16 protein-coding genes are annotated in these 17,100 nt (G+C 52.2%); 1 reads left to right on the forward strand and 15 read right to left on the reverse strand.

From position 1 onward, the window contains the following. Window positions 1-71: 71 nt before the first annotated feature. The 9 genes from flgL to ACFSB2_RS12330 all read right to left on the reverse strand — a co-directional run bounded on the left by flgL (window position 72) and on the right by ACFSB2_RS12330 (window position 8,338). Complete coding sequence (flgL, locus tag ACFSB2_RS12290; protein ID WP_377943341.1) at window positions 72-992, reverse strand: flagellar hook-associated protein FlgL; 921 nt, start codon at window positions 990-992, stop codon at window positions 72-74. Between the two features lie 22 nt (window positions 993-1,014). Beyond that, on the reverse strand, window positions 1,015-3,333 hold the full coding sequence (flgK, locus tag ACFSB2_RS12295) for a flagellar hook-associated protein FlgK (RefSeq protein ID WP_377943342.1): 2,319 nt from the start codon (window positions 3,331-3,333) through the stop codon (window positions 1,015-1,017). 69 nt (window positions 3,334-3,402) lie between these two features. Then, on the reverse strand, window positions 3,403-3,888 hold the full coding sequence (gene flgN / locus ACFSB2_RS12300; RefSeq protein WP_377943343.1) for a flagellar export chaperone FlgN: 486 nt from the start codon (window positions 3,886-3,888) through the stop codon (window positions 3,403-3,405). 12 nt (window positions 3,889-3,900) lie between these two features. Next, the gene (locus tag ACFSB2_RS12305; RefSeq protein ID WP_377943344.1) at window positions 3,901-4,140 is read right to left on the reverse strand and encodes a hypothetical protein; all 240 of its coding nucleotides are present in this window, start codon (window positions 4,138-4,140) and stop codon (window positions 3,901-3,903) included. A 167-nt stretch (window positions 4,141-4,307) separates the two neighbouring features. Beyond that, a complete protein-coding gene (locus tag ACFSB2_RS12310) occupies window positions 4,308-5,033 on the reverse strand; it encodes a sigma-70 family RNA polymerase sigma factor (protein WP_377943381.1) in 726 nt (241 codons plus the stop codon). Window positions 5,034-5,072: 39 nt separating this feature from the next. Next, complete coding sequence (locus ACFSB2_RS12315; protein ID WP_377943345.1) at window positions 5,073-5,468, reverse strand: TIGR03826 family flagellar region protein; 396 nt, start codon at window positions 5,466-5,468, stop codon at window positions 5,073-5,075. Between the two features lie 59 nt (window positions 5,469-5,527). Next, window positions 5,528-6,298 (reverse strand): ComF family protein, encoded by a 771-nt coding sequence (locus ACFSB2_RS12320; protein ID WP_377943346.1) that lies wholly within the window; start codon window positions 6,296-6,298, stop codon window positions 5,528-5,530. Between the two features lie 13 nt (window positions 6,299-6,311). Next, the gene (gene pnpS / locus ACFSB2_RS12325) at window positions 6,312-7,619 is read right to left on the reverse strand and encodes a two-component system histidine kinase PnpS (protein ID WP_377943347.1); all 1,308 of its coding nucleotides are present in this window, start codon (window positions 7,617-7,619) and stop codon (window positions 6,312-6,314) included. Next, complete coding sequence (locus tag ACFSB2_RS12330; protein WP_377943348.1) at window positions 7,616-8,338, reverse strand: response regulator; 723 nt, start codon at window positions 8,336-8,338, stop codon at window positions 7,616-7,618. The genes pnpS and ACFSB2_RS12330 overlap by 4 nt, the downstream gene beginning before the upstream one ends. A gap of 280 nt (window positions 8,339-8,618) precedes the next feature. On the opposite strand from ACFSB2_RS12330, the gene ACFSB2_RS12335 reads away from it, so the two are divergent. Then, window positions 8,619-9,938 (forward strand): helix-turn-helix domain-containing protein, encoded by a 1,320-nt coding sequence (locus tag ACFSB2_RS12335; RefSeq protein WP_377943349.1) that lies wholly within the window; start codon window positions 8,619-8,621, stop codon window positions 9,936-9,938. An 88-nt stretch (window positions 9,939-10,026) separates the two neighbouring features. Here the strand turns inward: ACFSB2_RS12335 and ACFSB2_RS12340 are convergent, their stop codons facing one another. The 6 genes from ACFSB2_RS12340 to ACFSB2_RS12365 form a co-directional block, all read right to left on the reverse strand. Then, complete coding sequence (locus ACFSB2_RS12340; protein WP_377943350.1) at window positions 10,027-10,443, reverse strand: glycosyltransferase family 2 protein; 417 nt, start codon at window positions 10,441-10,443, stop codon at window positions 10,027-10,029. Between the two features lie 108 nt (window positions 10,444-10,551). Next, window positions 10,552-11,208: a response regulator gene (locus ACFSB2_RS12345; RefSeq protein ID WP_377943351.1), complete on the reverse strand. Its 657-nt coding sequence runs from the start codon at window positions 11,206-11,208 to the stop codon at window positions 10,552-10,554. A gap of 227 nt (window positions 11,209-11,435) precedes the next feature. Further along, window positions 11,436-12,626 (reverse strand): methionine adenosyltransferase, encoded by a 1,191-nt coding sequence (gene metK, locus ACFSB2_RS12350; protein WP_377943352.1) that lies wholly within the window; start codon window positions 12,624-12,626, stop codon window positions 11,436-11,438. A 144-nt stretch (window positions 12,627-12,770) separates the two neighbouring features. Next, complete coding sequence (locus ACFSB2_RS12355; RefSeq protein ID WP_377943353.1) at window positions 12,771-13,541, reverse strand: WecB/TagA/CpsF family glycosyltransferase; 771 nt, start codon at window positions 13,539-13,541, stop codon at window positions 12,771-12,773. Between the two features lie 74 nt (window positions 13,542-13,615). After that, window positions 13,616-15,088 (reverse strand): gluzincin family metallopeptidase, encoded by a 1,473-nt coding sequence (locus ACFSB2_RS12360; protein WP_377943354.1) that lies wholly within the window; start codon window positions 15,086-15,088, stop codon window positions 13,616-13,618. A 268-nt stretch (window positions 15,089-15,356) separates the two neighbouring features. Continuing rightward, window positions 15,357-17,093, reverse strand: coding sequence for a phospho-sugar mutase (locus ACFSB2_RS12365; protein ID WP_377943355.1), 1,737 nt, complete (start codon window positions 17,091-17,093; stop codon window positions 15,357-15,359). Window positions 17,094-17,100: the final 7 nt, after the last annotated feature.

Here is a 17,100-nt window from a genome sequence, read left to right on the forward strand (position 1 = left end):
ATTTCAGCCGCTCATTGAAGTACATCGGAAGAAGAAGAAAAAACTTGCATGTATTTGCTACAAATTTCGACTTACGATTTCAAAAAGTCGACAAGTGTCGGCACCAACGCCTGCGCGCCGACTTCGAGACTGGCTTGCTGCACAGCCATGGCGCTGCTCAACTGTGTCAGCACCTGCGCCATATCCGCGCCTTGGGTGTTGGCCAGCAACGTGGTGACATTTTGCGACAGGTCGCTCATCCGATTCTCCATCATCTGCGCTCGATCCGACCGCGCACCGACATCTGCCTGCGCATCGCTCATTTTATCCAGCCGTGAATCAAAACCGTTGAGCAAATCACCAGCTTGCTGACTATCCCCGTTATTCAATGCTGTTTGCAACTGGCTAAGCAGGTAAAACGCGTTGTCCGATTGATCTGAGTCCGTCGGTGGATTCGTGGTGACGGCTTGACCGAAAAAGTCGTTACCTGATGTGTTCACAGGCAGGGATACGCCATCACCTAGGTCATATACTACGTTCCCAGAAGCAGTGGTCGTCGAAGCCGCATCCGCGTCAGAGTAAGGTGCGGTATCAACCGACTGTCCATTAAAAATATATTGATTGTTATATTGCGTATTGCCAACGGTCACGAGTTGATTGTAAAGCTGGCCGACTTCGGTGCCGAGTGCCTTTAAATCAGTTGGTGTCTCCGTGCCAGACGAGGCCTCCACGGCCAAATCGCGCGCCTGCGATACCACCGTTTGCGCCTCACTCATGGCACTTTGCGCGTAGTTCAACGCCGAATTTGCCTGTGACGCATTCTGCTGGTACTGCTGGTAATAGGCTGTCTCACTGTCATATTGCATAACGAACTGGACGCCAATTGGATCATCCGAAGGTTGATTGATTTTATTGCCTGTCGACGCCTCATTCTGAAGCTGACTCAACTGTTGATAATTGTTTTCAATATCATAGAGCACCTGGTTGCTGAGCATCCCTTGTGTCACACGCACGGTGAAACAGCCTCCTTTCCACTTATCCGTTGACGGAACTCATCAGCGTACTTAACATCTGATTGATGGTTTGAATGACCTCGGCGGACGCGTTGTACGCCTGCTGGTAGCTGATCATATTCGTCATCTCCTCATCAATGGAGACGCCGGAAACACTTTGTCGCTGATTCTCCAACTGTGTGACAAGCCCCTGCTGTGTCGTCACTGCGTTATTCGCCTGTTGCCCCTGCAAACCGAGTTCCCCGACGACAGAGGTCAAATAATCGTCTAGTGTACTGGACGTTTGGCCTGTCAGCCCGTCCGTATTTACGTCGAGTGTCGCGTTCGAACCCGTGGCCGTGGATGAAATGGTCACCGTATTGCCCGTCGCGCTGGCAGATGCATTTCCCCCAATGGCGCTGGCAATCGAGCTGGCCACCTGTGACGTGTTTTTGCCGTTTGTATCAATCGCCGTAATGCCAGCGCCGGTTGGCGCGCTGCTACCGTCCGCACTGTTGTAAAACGCGATGGTCTGCCCACCAACTTCCATTGTGCTGCCATCTTGCGGCACTTCGTTAATGGCCAACACCACCTGTGCAGGCGTGGCGCTCTGACTGGCCGTGGTTGCGCCTTGTGTGATGTTTTGTACGTTTGTCAAATCCACCGACGGAAGCGTAGAACCGGAAGACAGATTGACCGTCGTCCCTGTCGCGCTCGCGGTTGCGCCAAATGCTGACGAATTCCCCGTTATCACACCGGCGATCGCGCTGGCCACTTGGGCGAGGTTTTTGCCGCTCGTATCGATGGCAGTGACCCCAGCACCGGTTGGCGCACTGCTGCCGTTCGCGCTGTTGTAAAACGCGATGGTCTGTCCATTGATCTCCATCTGACTGCCATCCGCTGGCACGGAATCCACCATCAGCGCCGTTTGCGCGTCTACAGCGTTTTGACCACCGGTATATTCCTGACTGCTTGCAAGTGTCGGATCCGTAAATTGCATGGAATCGTCTTTCATACTGCTGGCCAGTGAGGCCAATGTGCCATCGCCTGACACCGCCTCATTGGTGCTTGGGTCATACGTCGTCGCTGCAGCCAGCGTCTGCGCCGTGGCGCCCACGCTGATGTTGTTCGCTGTAAACGTCGAACTGCCGTCTGATGTCTTAAAAAACGGCACACCCTGACCGGACGAAGCGTAGCCCATCTCCATCAGTCCATTCAGTCCCTGCACCTGAATCTGTGTACCAGTTGGAATGGTGTATTGCCCGTTGGCAGAAGTAACCCCGGAGTTGGGGTCATTGATGAAATCTGAAAGCGATTCTGTCTTTCCGTTGCTCACGACTTCCGGATAATTCACGCCGCTTGGCAACGGATCCGGCACCTGCCAATCACTTGGCAGTGTAACGGTCATCGTCCCAGTCGCCAAATTGTTTGCAAGGGAATTTAAATCAGTGCTGTAACTTTGCACATCTGTCAAGGAATCCTGATACCCTTGGATCTCGCCGCTTTGCCCCGACAAAGGCTGGGTCACCGTATTCCCTTTGTTGTCTTCGCCAGTCACGCTCACAGAGCTGTCCGTCGCGTCAAACGAAAGCTGGCCCACCTGTTTTTGCCCATCCGGCTTACTTCCATCAATAACGGTGACCCCGCCAATGGAGAGGGAAAACTGGTCATAGGCATTACTGCCCGTCTGCACGCTTGTATCAGTCGTCGAAATATTGGTCAGTTGCGAAAGTTGATCTAACAATTCGTCTCGCTGATCTAACAAATTATTTGGTTCTTGGCCCGTCTGCTCTGCGTTCTGAATCTGATCTCCCAATTGGGCAACTTGACCGATGAGACTATTGACTTGCGTGGTTGTGTCAGAGAGGGAAGAACCGAGATCCTTTTGCAAATCACTCAATTGATTCGCCGTTTGATTCATCACATCTGTCAAAGTTTGCCCCGCGTCGACAACAGATGTTTGGGCGCTCAATTCGTTCGGATTGCTGGTGAGCGAATCCCACGCCTCCCAAAACTGTTCCATCGCGTTCGAAATCCCCGTATCCGATGGTTCGTTGATGATGCTGGACACTTGATTCAATGTCGTCTGATCCACATTCGCTTGCCCAAGCGACGCATTTTGCTGGCGATACTGTGTATCGAGAAAAGTGTCGCGCAAACGCGTGATCTGCTGGGCATCCACACCCTGCCCGACTTGCATTCCAAGCGTGGACAATGCCGGCGATTCCGTAAAGTCCACTTGCTCTCGCGAATAACCTGGAGTACTGGAATTGTCGATATTTTGCGAAACAACATCCATACCCGCCTGCGCCGCTTGTAGGCCGCTGAGCGATGTCTCCAATCCTAGAAAAGTTCCTAACACCGATTGTTCCTCCTTCATCCAGTTTGTCCGACACGATGCGTGAAGCTGGTGCACACAAATCGCGCTTGATTATGTCAGCACACTGATAAAGCGGCTGCCCAAAGCAGGTAAGACACCATATGAATTCGACTTAGAAATAGATTGTTGCAAAGCCGCAAGAAACATTTCCGAGTACGCCTTCGCATGTTGAGCCAGCGCCTGAATCTCATCGCGAAGCTGCACGATATCCTGTAATACGCCGCGAAGCTGCGCCGTGATTTTCTGAAGTTCTTCACGTACAGAAAGAAGGGCAGGAAGCCGAAGCAATGTATCTGCGGTCAGCGTTTGCGCTTCTACGCCCGCATCCAACGCGATTTTTCCCACAATCTCCTGCCGCGTATGTTCGAGTTGGATGACTGCCGAACTGTGTTGCTCAATGGCCTCAAGCATCGAAGGTACAGCCATGTCCTTGCCTTCGATGAGCAACCGCTTGTGCTCCTGCATGCACTGGCAAACCTGCTCCTGATGCCGCAACGTCTCTTTCAATACGTCAAGAAGGCGCTGTGCGTCTTTCATGTTACCCCTCCGTTACGCCTGTGTATCGATAAATGCGCCCTTTTTCAACATACTGTCCGCAAGCGACTGCAAATTGACCGGTTCTCCCGATTGCATTTTCGCTTTTAACGCGTCCAAGCGAGTCTGGTTGGCTGACGATGTCGAACCAGTTGGCTTCACATTCGTCTGGCCATTGTTCTGCGCATTCTGCATTGCCCGTTGCTGGTATGGATTTAAGCTGCCACGCGATTGAATCGAATCAGATACATTCACATGTCTCACCACCGTTTCAATGGTCTATATCAGTACATCGGAATAATCCCGCTCAACTTGCATGTTCATTTCGAAATGTCATTCGCATCTACCTGACCCGATGACTCGTCGCGCCGAACGTACCATCTCGTCTGACAAGCATTCTGCAGTTCTGCCTGTGCGACACCTCAAACCGATTCGTCTTCTGCCAGGAACTGTTTCAACTTCGCAAGCACTTTTTTGTGCCATCTCGATATTTGCGACTCGCTTCGCTCAAGCACGTAACCAATCTCTTTCAGCGTCAACTCTTCCTGATAGTACAAATAGAGCAACTGCTGCTCTTGCAACGGCAGACGTGCCAACACCTCTACCAAGCGTCCTTTTGACTCTAGCCCCAGAAAGTGCAACTCCGGCTGACTGGCAATCCCCTCATCCGGCGGCTGAAGTTCACGCGTGACCGCCAGTTCATCGAGCGAAGCTGACTCACGCAAACCGATGTCATACATCCACGCCGACAGTGTCTCACAGCTGATGCCAAGTTCATTTGCCAATTCATCTATCGTCGGTTCACGCATCATCCGCTGTGCCAGTTTATCCTGAGCCTCGCGAACCTTTCGGTACTTGTCGCGCGTCGAGCGGGATTCATTTTTGCACCGGGCGATCTCGTCAAGCATCGCGCCGCGCACAAACGGCTTGGCATAGGCGCCAAAGGCCACGCCGCGCTCCGCCTCGAACGATTCCGACGCTGTGTACAATGCGAGCACCCCAATGTGCACGAGATCACCCATCTCCAAGCCAACAGGCACAGCGCGCGATACCAAACTGGAGGATAAATTGTAGACCAACGGCAGGTGGGCTTCAATTCGCTCATTTGTCTGTTGCCGTCCCCATGTTTGATATGCTTCGTAAGGCATGTTCAAAGCCCATCAACCTCTATCTCTCATCGTGCAGAATCAACGACTGTAGTACCCTTTGCCCGACTTTTCGTCCCCATTTTTTTCAATGAGTTGCGCTCGTACGCCTTTCAGTTCCTGCGCAAGTTCTTTTGCGCACTTTGCGCACAAGCGACCCGACTGTGTCGGCATACCACAGCGCTCGCAGGGATACTTCAAATTTGGATGATTGTGTATCATCAAACGACCGTCACGAATCATCTCAACCAAAATGGTGTACTCGACACCGGTTCCCTCAGACACATCTGTAATGCTCGCTTCCGGATGCTGCTTTAAATAACGGCGAATTTCAATCAACATCTCATCTTCCTGCTTGATGCACGCCGGACATATATCCCGACTGATGCGATTGTAAATTCGGCCACACCGTTTACAATTGGCGATGGACACAAACATTCCTCCCTACCTAAATAAATGTTGATGCTGTTCACTGCGTTTCTCCATCCAAGCCACCGTCACATCACACGCGCAATGACACCGCCTTCTACCGTTGCCGCACCTGCCTGATACAGCGCTTGCGCGCATGTCGCAATGGTCGATCCCGTCGTCACAATGTCATCGATGAGCAACAGCCGTTTACGACGCAACATGGCGGTTTGTAGCGGTGCATTCAACACATATGCGTTTTTCAACCCCCGCCGTCGCGCCAGGGCAGACTTCGCGGTCTGCGACTGCGTGAAGCCCTGGTCGGTTTGCACACGGCAAAGGCCATCAATAAGCGGCAAGCCATAAGCGTCACTCAAGCAGGCTGCAAGTAATCTAATGTGATCGTACCCTCGTTTTTGGATGCGATCCCGTGTCGCTGGGACTGGCACTATCAAATCACATCGCGCGATGAGCGCCTGTGGAAGAGCAGACAGCATGATTTGGCCAAACCACTCAGTCAACTGGATCAGTCCGTCGTACTTCCATGCGCGAATCAGTGTACGAAGAAACTGTTCATATGAAACACAGCTGTGGACGGCCACGAAGCCTCTCCTGTGATCTAAACGCACGTTCTGGACTGCCGCGTTTACTGTACAGCTAGCCGCTTCCTGCTGGCAAAACGGGCACATGCCCAAATCGCTCGCGCCATGCTGGCCATCTGCAATGTTGTTTCCCGATTTCCCCAGTTCAGACGGTCGGCCACAGACGACACACAGCGCATCCTCGCCCGGAAATATCCAGTTCAGAAGCTGGTTTGCCTGTTGTCGCCACCAAAACTTCGCGGTCATCTGATAGCGCATCTGCGCCACTCCCTTACGAATGCCACTTGTGCGGCAGATGGATATCCAACCGGGATAACGTAAACCAGAAATCACTGCCCTCGCCCTCACCACTCTCGACACCGACTTCACCGCCAAGCGCAGTGACGATATGTTTGACGATAGCAAGCCCCAACCCTGTGCCGCCGGAAGCCCGGCTTCTATCCTTCTGAACGCGATAAAATCGCTCAAAAACGCGATTCAGCGACTCCTTTGGAATGCCAATGCCCGTGTCGCGCACGTGAACCTTGACGCGGTCGACGAGCACATCCCAAGTAACGGTGATTTTGCCGCCAGCGGGTGAATAGTGGATCGCGTTCGTGAGCAAGTTCAAGAACACCTGCAGCAACATGTCCGAATCCGCCCAGACCTTGACGTCCGTCACATCTTCCAGCACGACAGCGATGCCTTTGTCGTGCGCCACGCGTTGGATGCGCTCAAGCGCCTTGGCCACAACACCGGCGAGATCGACCGAAACCGGCTCTACATGGCTGTCGGTCGCCTCTAGCTTGGACAGTTCGAGCAAATCGGAAACCAGATTGCCCATGCGCAATGATTCCTCGTAGATGGTGCCTAAGAACTGCGTGCGAGCGGCCTCGTCGACATCGCCGTCGAGCAGCGTTTCGGCAAAACCGCGGATGGCGGCAATCGGCGTTTTCAGTTCGTGCGACACATTTGCCACAAACTCGCTGCGCATTCGTTCGAGACGCCGCCACTCTGACACATCATTGACCAACATCAGCACATCGTGCACATGTTCACTGCGATTGTTTGTCCGCGAGTTAATGGCGATGGGAACCAGACGAATGTTCACGGTCAAACCTTCTCGAATGAGTAATTCATCTGTCCATTCAGCGCCAAACAGCAATGCGTGATCTATCGCGGTACCCAAACTGTAATTGTGAAATACCGTCCAATGATCCCGCTCCTGCCATTGTTCCGATGGGCGCCGAAACAGTCGTTCGGCTGTCTGGTTGGCCATTTGCACATGACCGTCGCTTTTCAAGTAGACGACGCCCGTCGTCATGTTTTGCATCACGTGACGCAGCACATCGCGTTCCTGCGCCATGTCGTCAAACGCATGTTCAACGTGCTCCGCCATTTCATTAAACTGTTGACACACAGCCCACTGCGACCGATGATTGGGCTCCGCGTACATACGCGTATCGTATTTCCCGGAGCTTACAGCCTGCATCGAATGGAGAAGCTGATGTCGAACTGTTTTCTGAACGCGGACGCGAATCACCAAGACTGTTGACATGACGAGCAATCCCAGCAACAAGCCGCACAAAAACCACATCATGAAGACTCTGCTCCTTCGGTGAACTTGTAGCCCACACCGCGCACCGTTCGAATATAGTTGGGATTGCGTGAATCACGCTCGATTTTTTCGCGCAAATGAGACACATGTACATCGACAATCCGCGTGTCCGTCGCGCTGCTGTACCCCCAAATCCTGTCGAGCAATTGATCCCGCGACAACACATGTTCCTTATTTTCCATTAAATATTGAAGCAAATCGAACTCTTTGGGGGTGAACTCCAACAAATTCCCCGCAACGCGCACTTCGTGCCGTGCAATGTCCAGTTCAATCGAACCGGATTTTAGGATCTTGCTTGCTGGACGCGCAGCCCTATGCTCGTGCTCTACATTCTCGCTGCGCCGCAACACGGCTCGCGCTCTGGCCACCAACTCTCGCGGGCTAAACGGTTTGGTGACATAGTCGTCCGCGCCCAACTCAAGACCAAGCACTGTGTCGACTTCATCATCGCGCGCCGTCAGAACAATAATGGGGATGACGACTTGTTCCTGACGCAGACGCCGACATACCTCCATGCCGTCCATTGCAGGCAGCATCAAATCCAGAATGACCAAATCAAAAGCGTCACCCTGTCTGCGAAGGAGATCATAAGCGGATTTGCCGTCTCCGACGCTTTCCACCTCAAATCCCGCGCGTTTGAAATTGTATTCTACCAATGTGCGGATTGATTCTTCGTCATCTACAACCAAAACCTTTGACACGTATGCGCGTCCCTCCATGATTCCTACATACGCGCGAAGCACCACGCGCATGAATATAAGTGTATTCTAGTTCCTCTCACCGTTCGCTTCCAGTCTCATTTTGTGAATCCTCTTGCAGCATAGACTGCATGTGCAATGTTTGCTCGACGGTTTTTCTCGCGCAAAGCAAGTGTATGAAAATACCACACAGGACCACTTATATAGAGTCTTGTCAAAAGGCTGACGATATGTAAACATGTAGCTAGCAAATTCCGTGAAGTTGGTGATTTGGGTGGGCCCCATGACGATTGGAGAGAAAATTCGAGATATTCGGATGAAACGCGGGTTGACCCAAGCGGATCTCGGCGGGGACTTGGTGACATCAAGTATGATCAGCCAAATTGAATCGGACCGCACCAAACCTTCCTACCCGCTCTTGACCGAGATTGCCAATCGCCTGGGGATGCCTGTCGAATACTTCATGAATGAAATGGACGACCAGTTTCTGTTTTCCGCTCAATTGAGTATTGCGACATACCAAGCAAAAGTCGGCAATGTAGCAGATGCGTTGGCGCAATTGGAGAAAATCGAACAGACGCCTGCTCAAGGGCTGAGCCATCAAGAATATGTGCTGACCACCGCGCAGACCTATCGCAAGCTGGGCCGCTATGAAGAGGCAATCGCCAAGCTGGAGCATTTGCGCGAAATTGCCTATCGCACACAGGACACCCGTTTGTTGTTGCATGTATGTCGGGAGTCGGGCTATGTGGAATACGCCCGCCAAAATGTCCAAGGAGCACTACACGAGTGGGTGCGGGCAGTTGATGTAGGACAGCAAATCAATCACAGCGACGGACTATCTTCCATTGATTTGACCGTGATTCTGACAGACGTGTTGCTCCAACTGGATAAAATCACTTGCCAAGATCCAACGCAGCGCATCACTGACCGCCCCTATCTTCAACAAGCGCGGGCGCTGACTTTGGAAACGCCCGACTTTCGGGCAATCAGTGACAAACTCATTCAGGACGCAATGGAATGTGTAAACATCGACGCGGCGAAAGCAAAAATGCTAGCTGAGCGGGCAAACACATTGCTGTCATTCGCGCGCTTGGTGGAACAGGTCATTGTGACGCAAACCCGTTTGGGTGAAGCTGGCGCAGAAGCTGTGTCAGATCCATGGGAACAAGCAGCACTCGCCACGAGCACCATTTATCCGGATATGTTTCTGGCGACAGAATGTGGTCAAATCGAACGGCTTGTGGACACTGGCCAAATGGACAAGGCGCATGCGCGGCTGATGCACACCAGACAGGTGCTGCACTTGAACCCGCAGCAAACCAGCCCAGACAAAGACTTGCAAAACATCTATCTGCGTATGGATGTGGTAGACGCGCAAATTCAAGCAAGTCAAGGCGCGCATGAAAACGCAATAGCGATGCTTGAACAGCTTGTCGAATCGTTCCCGGACAATGCGGATCTGGCCATTCAGACGAAAGCGTGTGCCCAACTGGTTCTGTGGTACGGCGCCATCAACCGCACGGATAAAGTGCTGCACTACTGCCGCCTGATGGAACAACAGGCTGTTGCAAGTATAGATGCGCCCCCGCCGTTCGTATGAGCGACGGGTGTTGTTCAATCGCTTTCATATGAGCGCTTTCAAGAGAGATGCGCCTTCGTCCCACCACAGAGGGACATGTGAAAATTCATCAGATCAAATGACGAGAGAATTTTTTCACATCTCCACGAGAACGAACTTCATAAATGGCGCACAACTGGTCATCCGCACTTTGAATGGCCTGCGCCATTTCCGTTGCCTCCATATACGAAGATACGTTGAACAAAGCCAAGTTCAAATGATCCTTTGCCAAGCGTTCGATAATTGGAACGGTGAGATCCTGCGAATTGGCATCAATAATCGAGATCTGCGACGCGTATTCAAGGCGGCGACACTTCTGCAGCAGATGCCGCAATACACCCTCAATATCACGTTCCGCATTTTCTGTGACAATGACAAAATGCATCACGCGCGCTGGCGCACGACGTCGGCTCGACCACGCCGTCCACTGCCAGACCAGCGTGATTGCCCCATATAGCGCAAGTGCAAGGAATAATTGTGTCCACACGCCACTCACCCCCTGACGCATCATATGTGCGCCGGGGAATTTCGGATACGTGGCCACAGACAATGGAAATACGGTTTCATACGCCGTAAAGAGACTCAAAACCGCTTTTCACAATAAAACCCATCGCCGACGCACAGCATACAAAACCGCTTGTGATCGATCCGCCACGCCCATCTTCGCTAAAATATGAGACACGTGATTCTTCACCGTCTTGACTGTGATGTGTAGCGCCTCGGCAATTTGTTCATTGCTCTTTCCTTGCGTCAATTGCTTCAAAACGTCATACTCGCGGGCAGTCAGCACATCTTTCCAGCTGTCATTCAACTTCGTCTGACGGCTCAGCGCATGAAGGAGAATCTGCGTCACTTGCGGATGGACCAATCCCCGCCCTTTGGACACTTCTCGTATCGCGAGAATAATTTGCTCGACTGAACCGTCTTTGACGAGGTAACTTGCCGCACCATTGCGCAAGCTCTCCAAGACGATCTCTTCATCATCATGCATCGTCAACATAATGACTTTGGTCGGACATCCACGCTCTGTCAAATGCCGCACTGTCGCAACGCCATCCATAAAAGGCATGGAGATATCAAGTAACAGAATATCCGGTTGAACAGCGTCAATTTCCGCCAGCACCTCGTGCCCGCTGCGCCAAAGTGCAACCACCTGCATATCTGGTTCATAGGAAATGATGTCTCGCAGTGTATGCCGAAACTCATCATTGTCTTCGGCAATCGCAAGTTTTAAGCGCTCCTCTGACGACATCACCCCGCCCCCTTTTTTTGTACATCCCTAGCATAACAGGAAATCACGCCGTTTGATGCGCAAAAAAAGAGCGCCAGCTGCACAAGTGCGCTGGCGCCAAAACATGGGGTAAGGGTGATGACATATTCTTCGTGACACACCTTTGAGGGTATGTCCGTCCCCCACATTTCTTTTTGCACATTTATTTGATTCAATGAAAACCTCATCATTACGCGATGGATTTACCCTTATTTTGCTGCAAGATCTTGCAGTAACTCCACTTTGTCGGTTTGTTCCCACGGCAGTGCGACATCATTGCGGCCAAAATGTCCATACGCCGCAGTTTTGCGATAAATTGGGCGACGTAGGTCCAAATCGCGGATGATGGCTGCCGGGCGCAAGTCAAAGACCTCACGCACAATCTCCACAATCTGTTCATCCGCAATTTTCCCAGTGCCAAACGTATCCACGGCAATAGAAACGGGACGCGCCACGCCAATCGCGTACGCAACCTGCACTTCACACTTGCGCGCGAGCCCGGCAGCGACGATGTTTTTCGCGACATAGCGCGCCGCATACGCACCGCTTCTATCTACTTTTGTCGGATCCTTGCCAGAGAATGCACCGCCGCCGTGACGCGCATAACCACCATATGTGTCAACGATGATTTTGCGCCCCGTCAAACCTGCATCCCCTTGTGGTCCGCCAATGACAAAGCGCCCCGTCGGGTTAATCAAGTACTTGGTTTTCTCATCGAGCAGCGCCGTGTCCACAATCGGCCCAATCACATGCTCTTTCAAATCCCGTTCAACCGTTTCCAAATCAACCTGTTCGTCATGCTGCGTCGAAATGACAATAGTATCCACACGCACTGGTTGATCTCCATCGTATTCCACCGTCACCTGCGTTTTCCCATCCGGGCGCAGATAGGCCAATGTGCCATCCTTGCGGACCTGGCTCAAGCGACGCGACAACTGATGAGCAAGCGAAATTGGCAAGGGCATCAACTCTGGGGTTTCATCGCAGGCAAACCCAAACATCAAACCCTGGTCGCCAGCGCCAATTTCCTCAATCGCTTGATCCGCCAATTGACCACGCACTTCAAGTGCTTGGTTGACCCCTTGTGCAATATCCGCGGATTGCTCGTCAATCGACGTGATGACCGCGCACGTCTCTGAATCAAAACCATACTTGGCGCGCGTATAGCCAATCTCCGCAATCGTCTTGCGGACAATTTTGGGAATGTCGACGTAACAGGATGTCGAGATTTCACCTGCAACAAGCACCAAGCCTGTCGTTACGCTCGTTTCACATGCGACGCGCGCATTGGGATCGTATGTTAAAATCTCGTCTAGCACCGAATCCGAGATCTGATCGCAAATTTTGTCTGGGTGTCCTTCGGTCACCGATTCCGATGTAAACAAATGTCTTTGACCCAATCTTGTACCTCCTCAGCGTCAAGCCCAACTAGGGCTCGTCCGAATGAAAAACAAAGCTATCGTAGTATAAAGGTAAATATCAGTCAACAGATTTCGACAGAAAGCATGCGCCAAACCGTGTGATATCCTCTGGCCAACGAGGATTTAATCGCTCTGTCCTTCTATACCTGCCGTTTTTTGTCTCATCACCTGCATGGCAAAACGGGGCAATGCCAACTGTCGCCGCCAACGACTCGGTTGCGAAACGAGCCGGTACAACCACTCCACATTCATCCGTTGGAAAATGCGCGGCGCCCGGGGAACAGTTCCTCCCCAAACATCAATAGAACCGCCAATACCAACGGCGACACAGGGGGACAGACGCCCCAATACGGTCTGAATAAACATCTCCTGACGCGGCTGTCCCATACCCACTAAAAAGAGATCGGGTTGAAATGCTTGTACCTCTGCCAGCACTTCGTCCAACTGCGCCTCATTGAAATACCCATTGCGCCCAGCAAAGGTCAACTCGGGAAAGTCCCCTCGCAGTTGTTTCATGCAGGCCTGCAGCGACACTTCTGTCGCACCCAACAGAAATACGCGCAGTTCCTGCCGCCGCTGTTGCGCTTCTGCCAGCACAGCCAACACCAATTCCACGCCAGTGAGCCTTTCTGGCACGGGACGCCCATTGCGGGCGGCTGCCCAAACGACCCCGATGCCATCAGCTGTCACCAAATCAGCAGAGTTCACCAATTGACACAATTTTGGATTCACCTGACATTGCATGACAAACTCTGGACCAGCTGTCACTATCATATGGTGATTTTTATCCGTCACCCAGTAGAGGATCTTCTCAATCGCTTCATTCATCGTGACCCGGTGAAAACGAACACCAAGCACGTCGACTCTATCTTTCGCCAACAACTGTGTAGACAAAGATGCCTACCTCCAAGTTCCGAATGTATGCTTCTCATCATACAGAGGACGCGCAATTTGGACAAGCTCACGCCTTAATTCGACACTTTTTCTTGCGCCGCAAACAGCGGCAACAAGGCATTTCCCGTGGCTGCTTCACGCACGCCAGTGATGGACACCCCAAATAGACTGGGTGTGGACGTATATATCGTTTGCCCATCCTTTAAGCTCACCCAAGCGTTTTCGAAGGCATACAATCCATCGTGCACATCAAATGCAAAGCCGCTGTTGATGACCTTTTTCCCCTGGTAAGTCTCAGGTTGCTTCGGCAACAAGGAGATGTAAAGTGTACGGGCATCCGCCCCATTGTTATCCTTCACGACTGGCAATGTCTTGAATTGACCAGACAGTTTTCCATCCGCTTGCACATCGATGCTGTACTGGCCGTCGGACACATCAAGTCCCTGCCAGTTTGTCGTGCCCTGCGGCAAAATTTCAAGCTCACCAGTAAAATCTTGCGTCACGTTGCATTGCAATTGCACACCTTGATTTTTGGTTGTAGACGCCTTGTTCAGCAAAGCAGTCAGTGATGCGTTAAACGTCGATTCCGGCTGGCCAAATGCGCGTATAAACGCAGTCGATTCATTCACATGCTGCTGCATCATCTGCAAATCATCCTGAATGGCCGTCAAGCCATGCTGTGACACCAAATCACTGACAGCCAGCCAGTCCTGCAATTCGTAATCATAACTGGTCTTTCCGTCTAAAATCACCTGTTCGTCGGCAAACAAGGGCTGTAATTGATGTTTTTGGGCGACATCGAGGATCGTCTCGGCCAATTGCCGTTCGTCCCCCGCGAAGGTCACCGCGCTTTCAACCTGCTTTTGCCCTTGCATGCCATCAAACACGGCAATTCCCTCATTGAGCCAACTTGGCAATGTACCGATATTCTGATTGAAAACAACATGAGTCATTTCATGCGTGAGTGTATTTGCCAAGTCCCCCTCGCTTTGATTCTGATTCATGGGGATGACGATGGTGCTGTTCTGCGTAAACCCACCTGTGTCTTCTGCCAAATTCGCCGCGCTTTGCTTGGTCATCGCCAGTTTTTGCAATGCAGCCTGATAATCGCTTTCATCATCGGCGATCTCGATGGTCACCGGCTTTTGCAAAGACATGCCGACTGTGTGCGAAACGATGGAAAGCACGCCAACGCGCTGGATCAACTGCTCGACGTGCTGGACTTGTTTTGCCGTAGTATCACTGCCTACAGCCACCACATGGATATTCGCGAGCGCCTTATTGCCAGATGCCGACACCACCTTATGTGGCATCGCGGCTGCAAGTGTTGCTGGAACGCGGCTGCCGTCGTGGACGACGGATCGGGCGATGCCAGACAAGTGGGTGGCGTGGGACGCAAGCGAACGCCAGACGCCATCTACCTGTTCCTCCACCTTGCTCATCGCAGGACCACACTGATTAATAATAGATAACACAGAGACCATGGTGACAAAAATGGCAACCACCGAGATCGAAAGATGGAAACCTCTATCCTGTGACTGATTCACGGCCCGTCCCTCCCATTTGCGCATACGCCAAATCCTGTACCTTAATGGCAGTGTGGCCAGAATGAGAAGACGTGAAACATCTAGACGACACGACAAGGCCAAAAACCACCACGCATACACCGTGACAGCACATGTAAAAAGGCACCCTTGCGTTTAAAGGGTGCCTTCATATAAAATCCCCCAAGAAGAGAGAGCTTGGCGCGAGCCCGCCTGAAAACGACCACAAAGGCCCTCCCATCAAACAAGAAGGACCTTTGCAAAAGCCATTTTACACGTGAACACGCGACGCCAAGCCATCCTCTAGGCGCTTGAGCAATGCGTCGCATTCATCGTGACTCTTTCCCCGCACCGCGACATACACTTTCATTTTCGGTTCTGTGCCGGATGGCCGAATGGCGACCCAATGTCCGCCTTGGTAAACGAACTTCTGCACATCTGACTTAGGCAATGTCAGCGCCTCATCCGGTTTTGTCTTATCGACAAAATGGCGTTCCCGGGTCAAGTAATCTTCCGTGTACGCCAAATGAAATCCACTGACGGTCAGCGGCTCTTTGCGCAAACTCTCCAGCGCCTGCTGCATGCGCGCTGGGCCATCCTCCCCACTCAACGCAACGCTCACCAGTTTTTCTCCGTAATAGCCGTACTGTTGATACAATTCCTCAAGCCTGTCCACCAGCGTTCGTCCAGACGCCTTGTGGTAAGCCGCCATCTCAGCAATCGCCAAGCATGATTGCACGGCGTCTTTGTCGCGCACAATCGGTGAGACCAAATACCCGTAGCTCTCTTCATAGCCGACCAGCAATTCGTGTTCGCCAGATGCTTCATACGCCGTGATCCGATCACCGATGTATTTGAAGCCAGTCAGCGTACTTTCCACGGCGACACCTGCCTGCTGGGCAATTGCAGCGCCAAAATCAGAGGTGACAACGGTATTGAAAACAATCGGATTGCGCCTTGGCTCACCCTGTGCCTGTTTGCCGACAAAGTAGTCAACCAACAGCGCGCCCACTTGATTGCCCGTCAATAGACGGAACTCGTCTTTTTGAGCGCGAACAGCAATCCCGACGCGGTCTGCATCCGGATCTGACCCCATCACCAGATCCGCGCCTGTCGCTTTCGCCTGCGCAATGGCCAGCTCAAGTGCCTCTGGTTCCTCTGGATTCGGGCTCTTGACGGTGGAGAAATCCCCATCCGGCTCAGCCTGCGAAGGAACCACCTGCGTATGCTCGTAACCTGCCGCATGAAGCGCTTCACGAATCGGCACCAAGCCCGTGCCATGCAATGGCGTATACACCACATACAGTTTTTCGCGATCCGCCGCCTGAACACGTCCATCCTTCACATTCGCTAACACCGCTTCCAAATATGCAGCGCGCACTGTCGTGGAAACAGTTTCGTAAAGCCCCTTTGCAGTCGCCTCTTCTACGGTCACGGTGGGAACGGAAAACACATCGCTGATGGCCAACATATGACTGTGGATATCGTGCGCATCATCCTCAAGCACTTGTCCACCATGCTGGTTGTACACCTTATAACCGTTGTACGCTGGCGGATTATGGCTTGCCGTGATCATAATCCCTCCTGCAGCATGCAGGTATCGCACACACCACGACAATTCTGGCGTTGGACACAACAATGGCGAGACATACGCTTTCACGCCCGCAGCGGCCAACGCGCAGCCTGCAATTCGGGCGAAAATATCTGAATTATGGCGACAGTCATAACCGATGACCACGCCTTGTTTCGCTTTGTCCGCACCTTTGGCGAGAACATGCTGTGCAAGTGCAAAACTGGCGCGTCGAACCGTATATATATTCATCCGGTTCAATCCGGCGCCCATGACACCGCGCATGCCGCCCGTGCCAAAGTCTAAATCTGTGCCAAAACGTGAAACGATGGCTTTCTCGTCACCTTGAATGGCTTCCAAATCGGACTTTAAATCTGCCGGCAGATGAGGCTGTTCACACCACTGCTGGTATTTTTCAAGCGCTGTTTGATCTGACACGATTGAA

Source organism: Alicyclobacillus fodiniaquatilis (assembly GCF_042678105.1).
GTDB classification, from domain to species: domain Bacteria; phylum Bacillota; class Bacilli; order Alicyclobacillales; family Alicyclobacillaceae; genus Alicyclobacillus; species Alicyclobacillus fodiniaquatilis.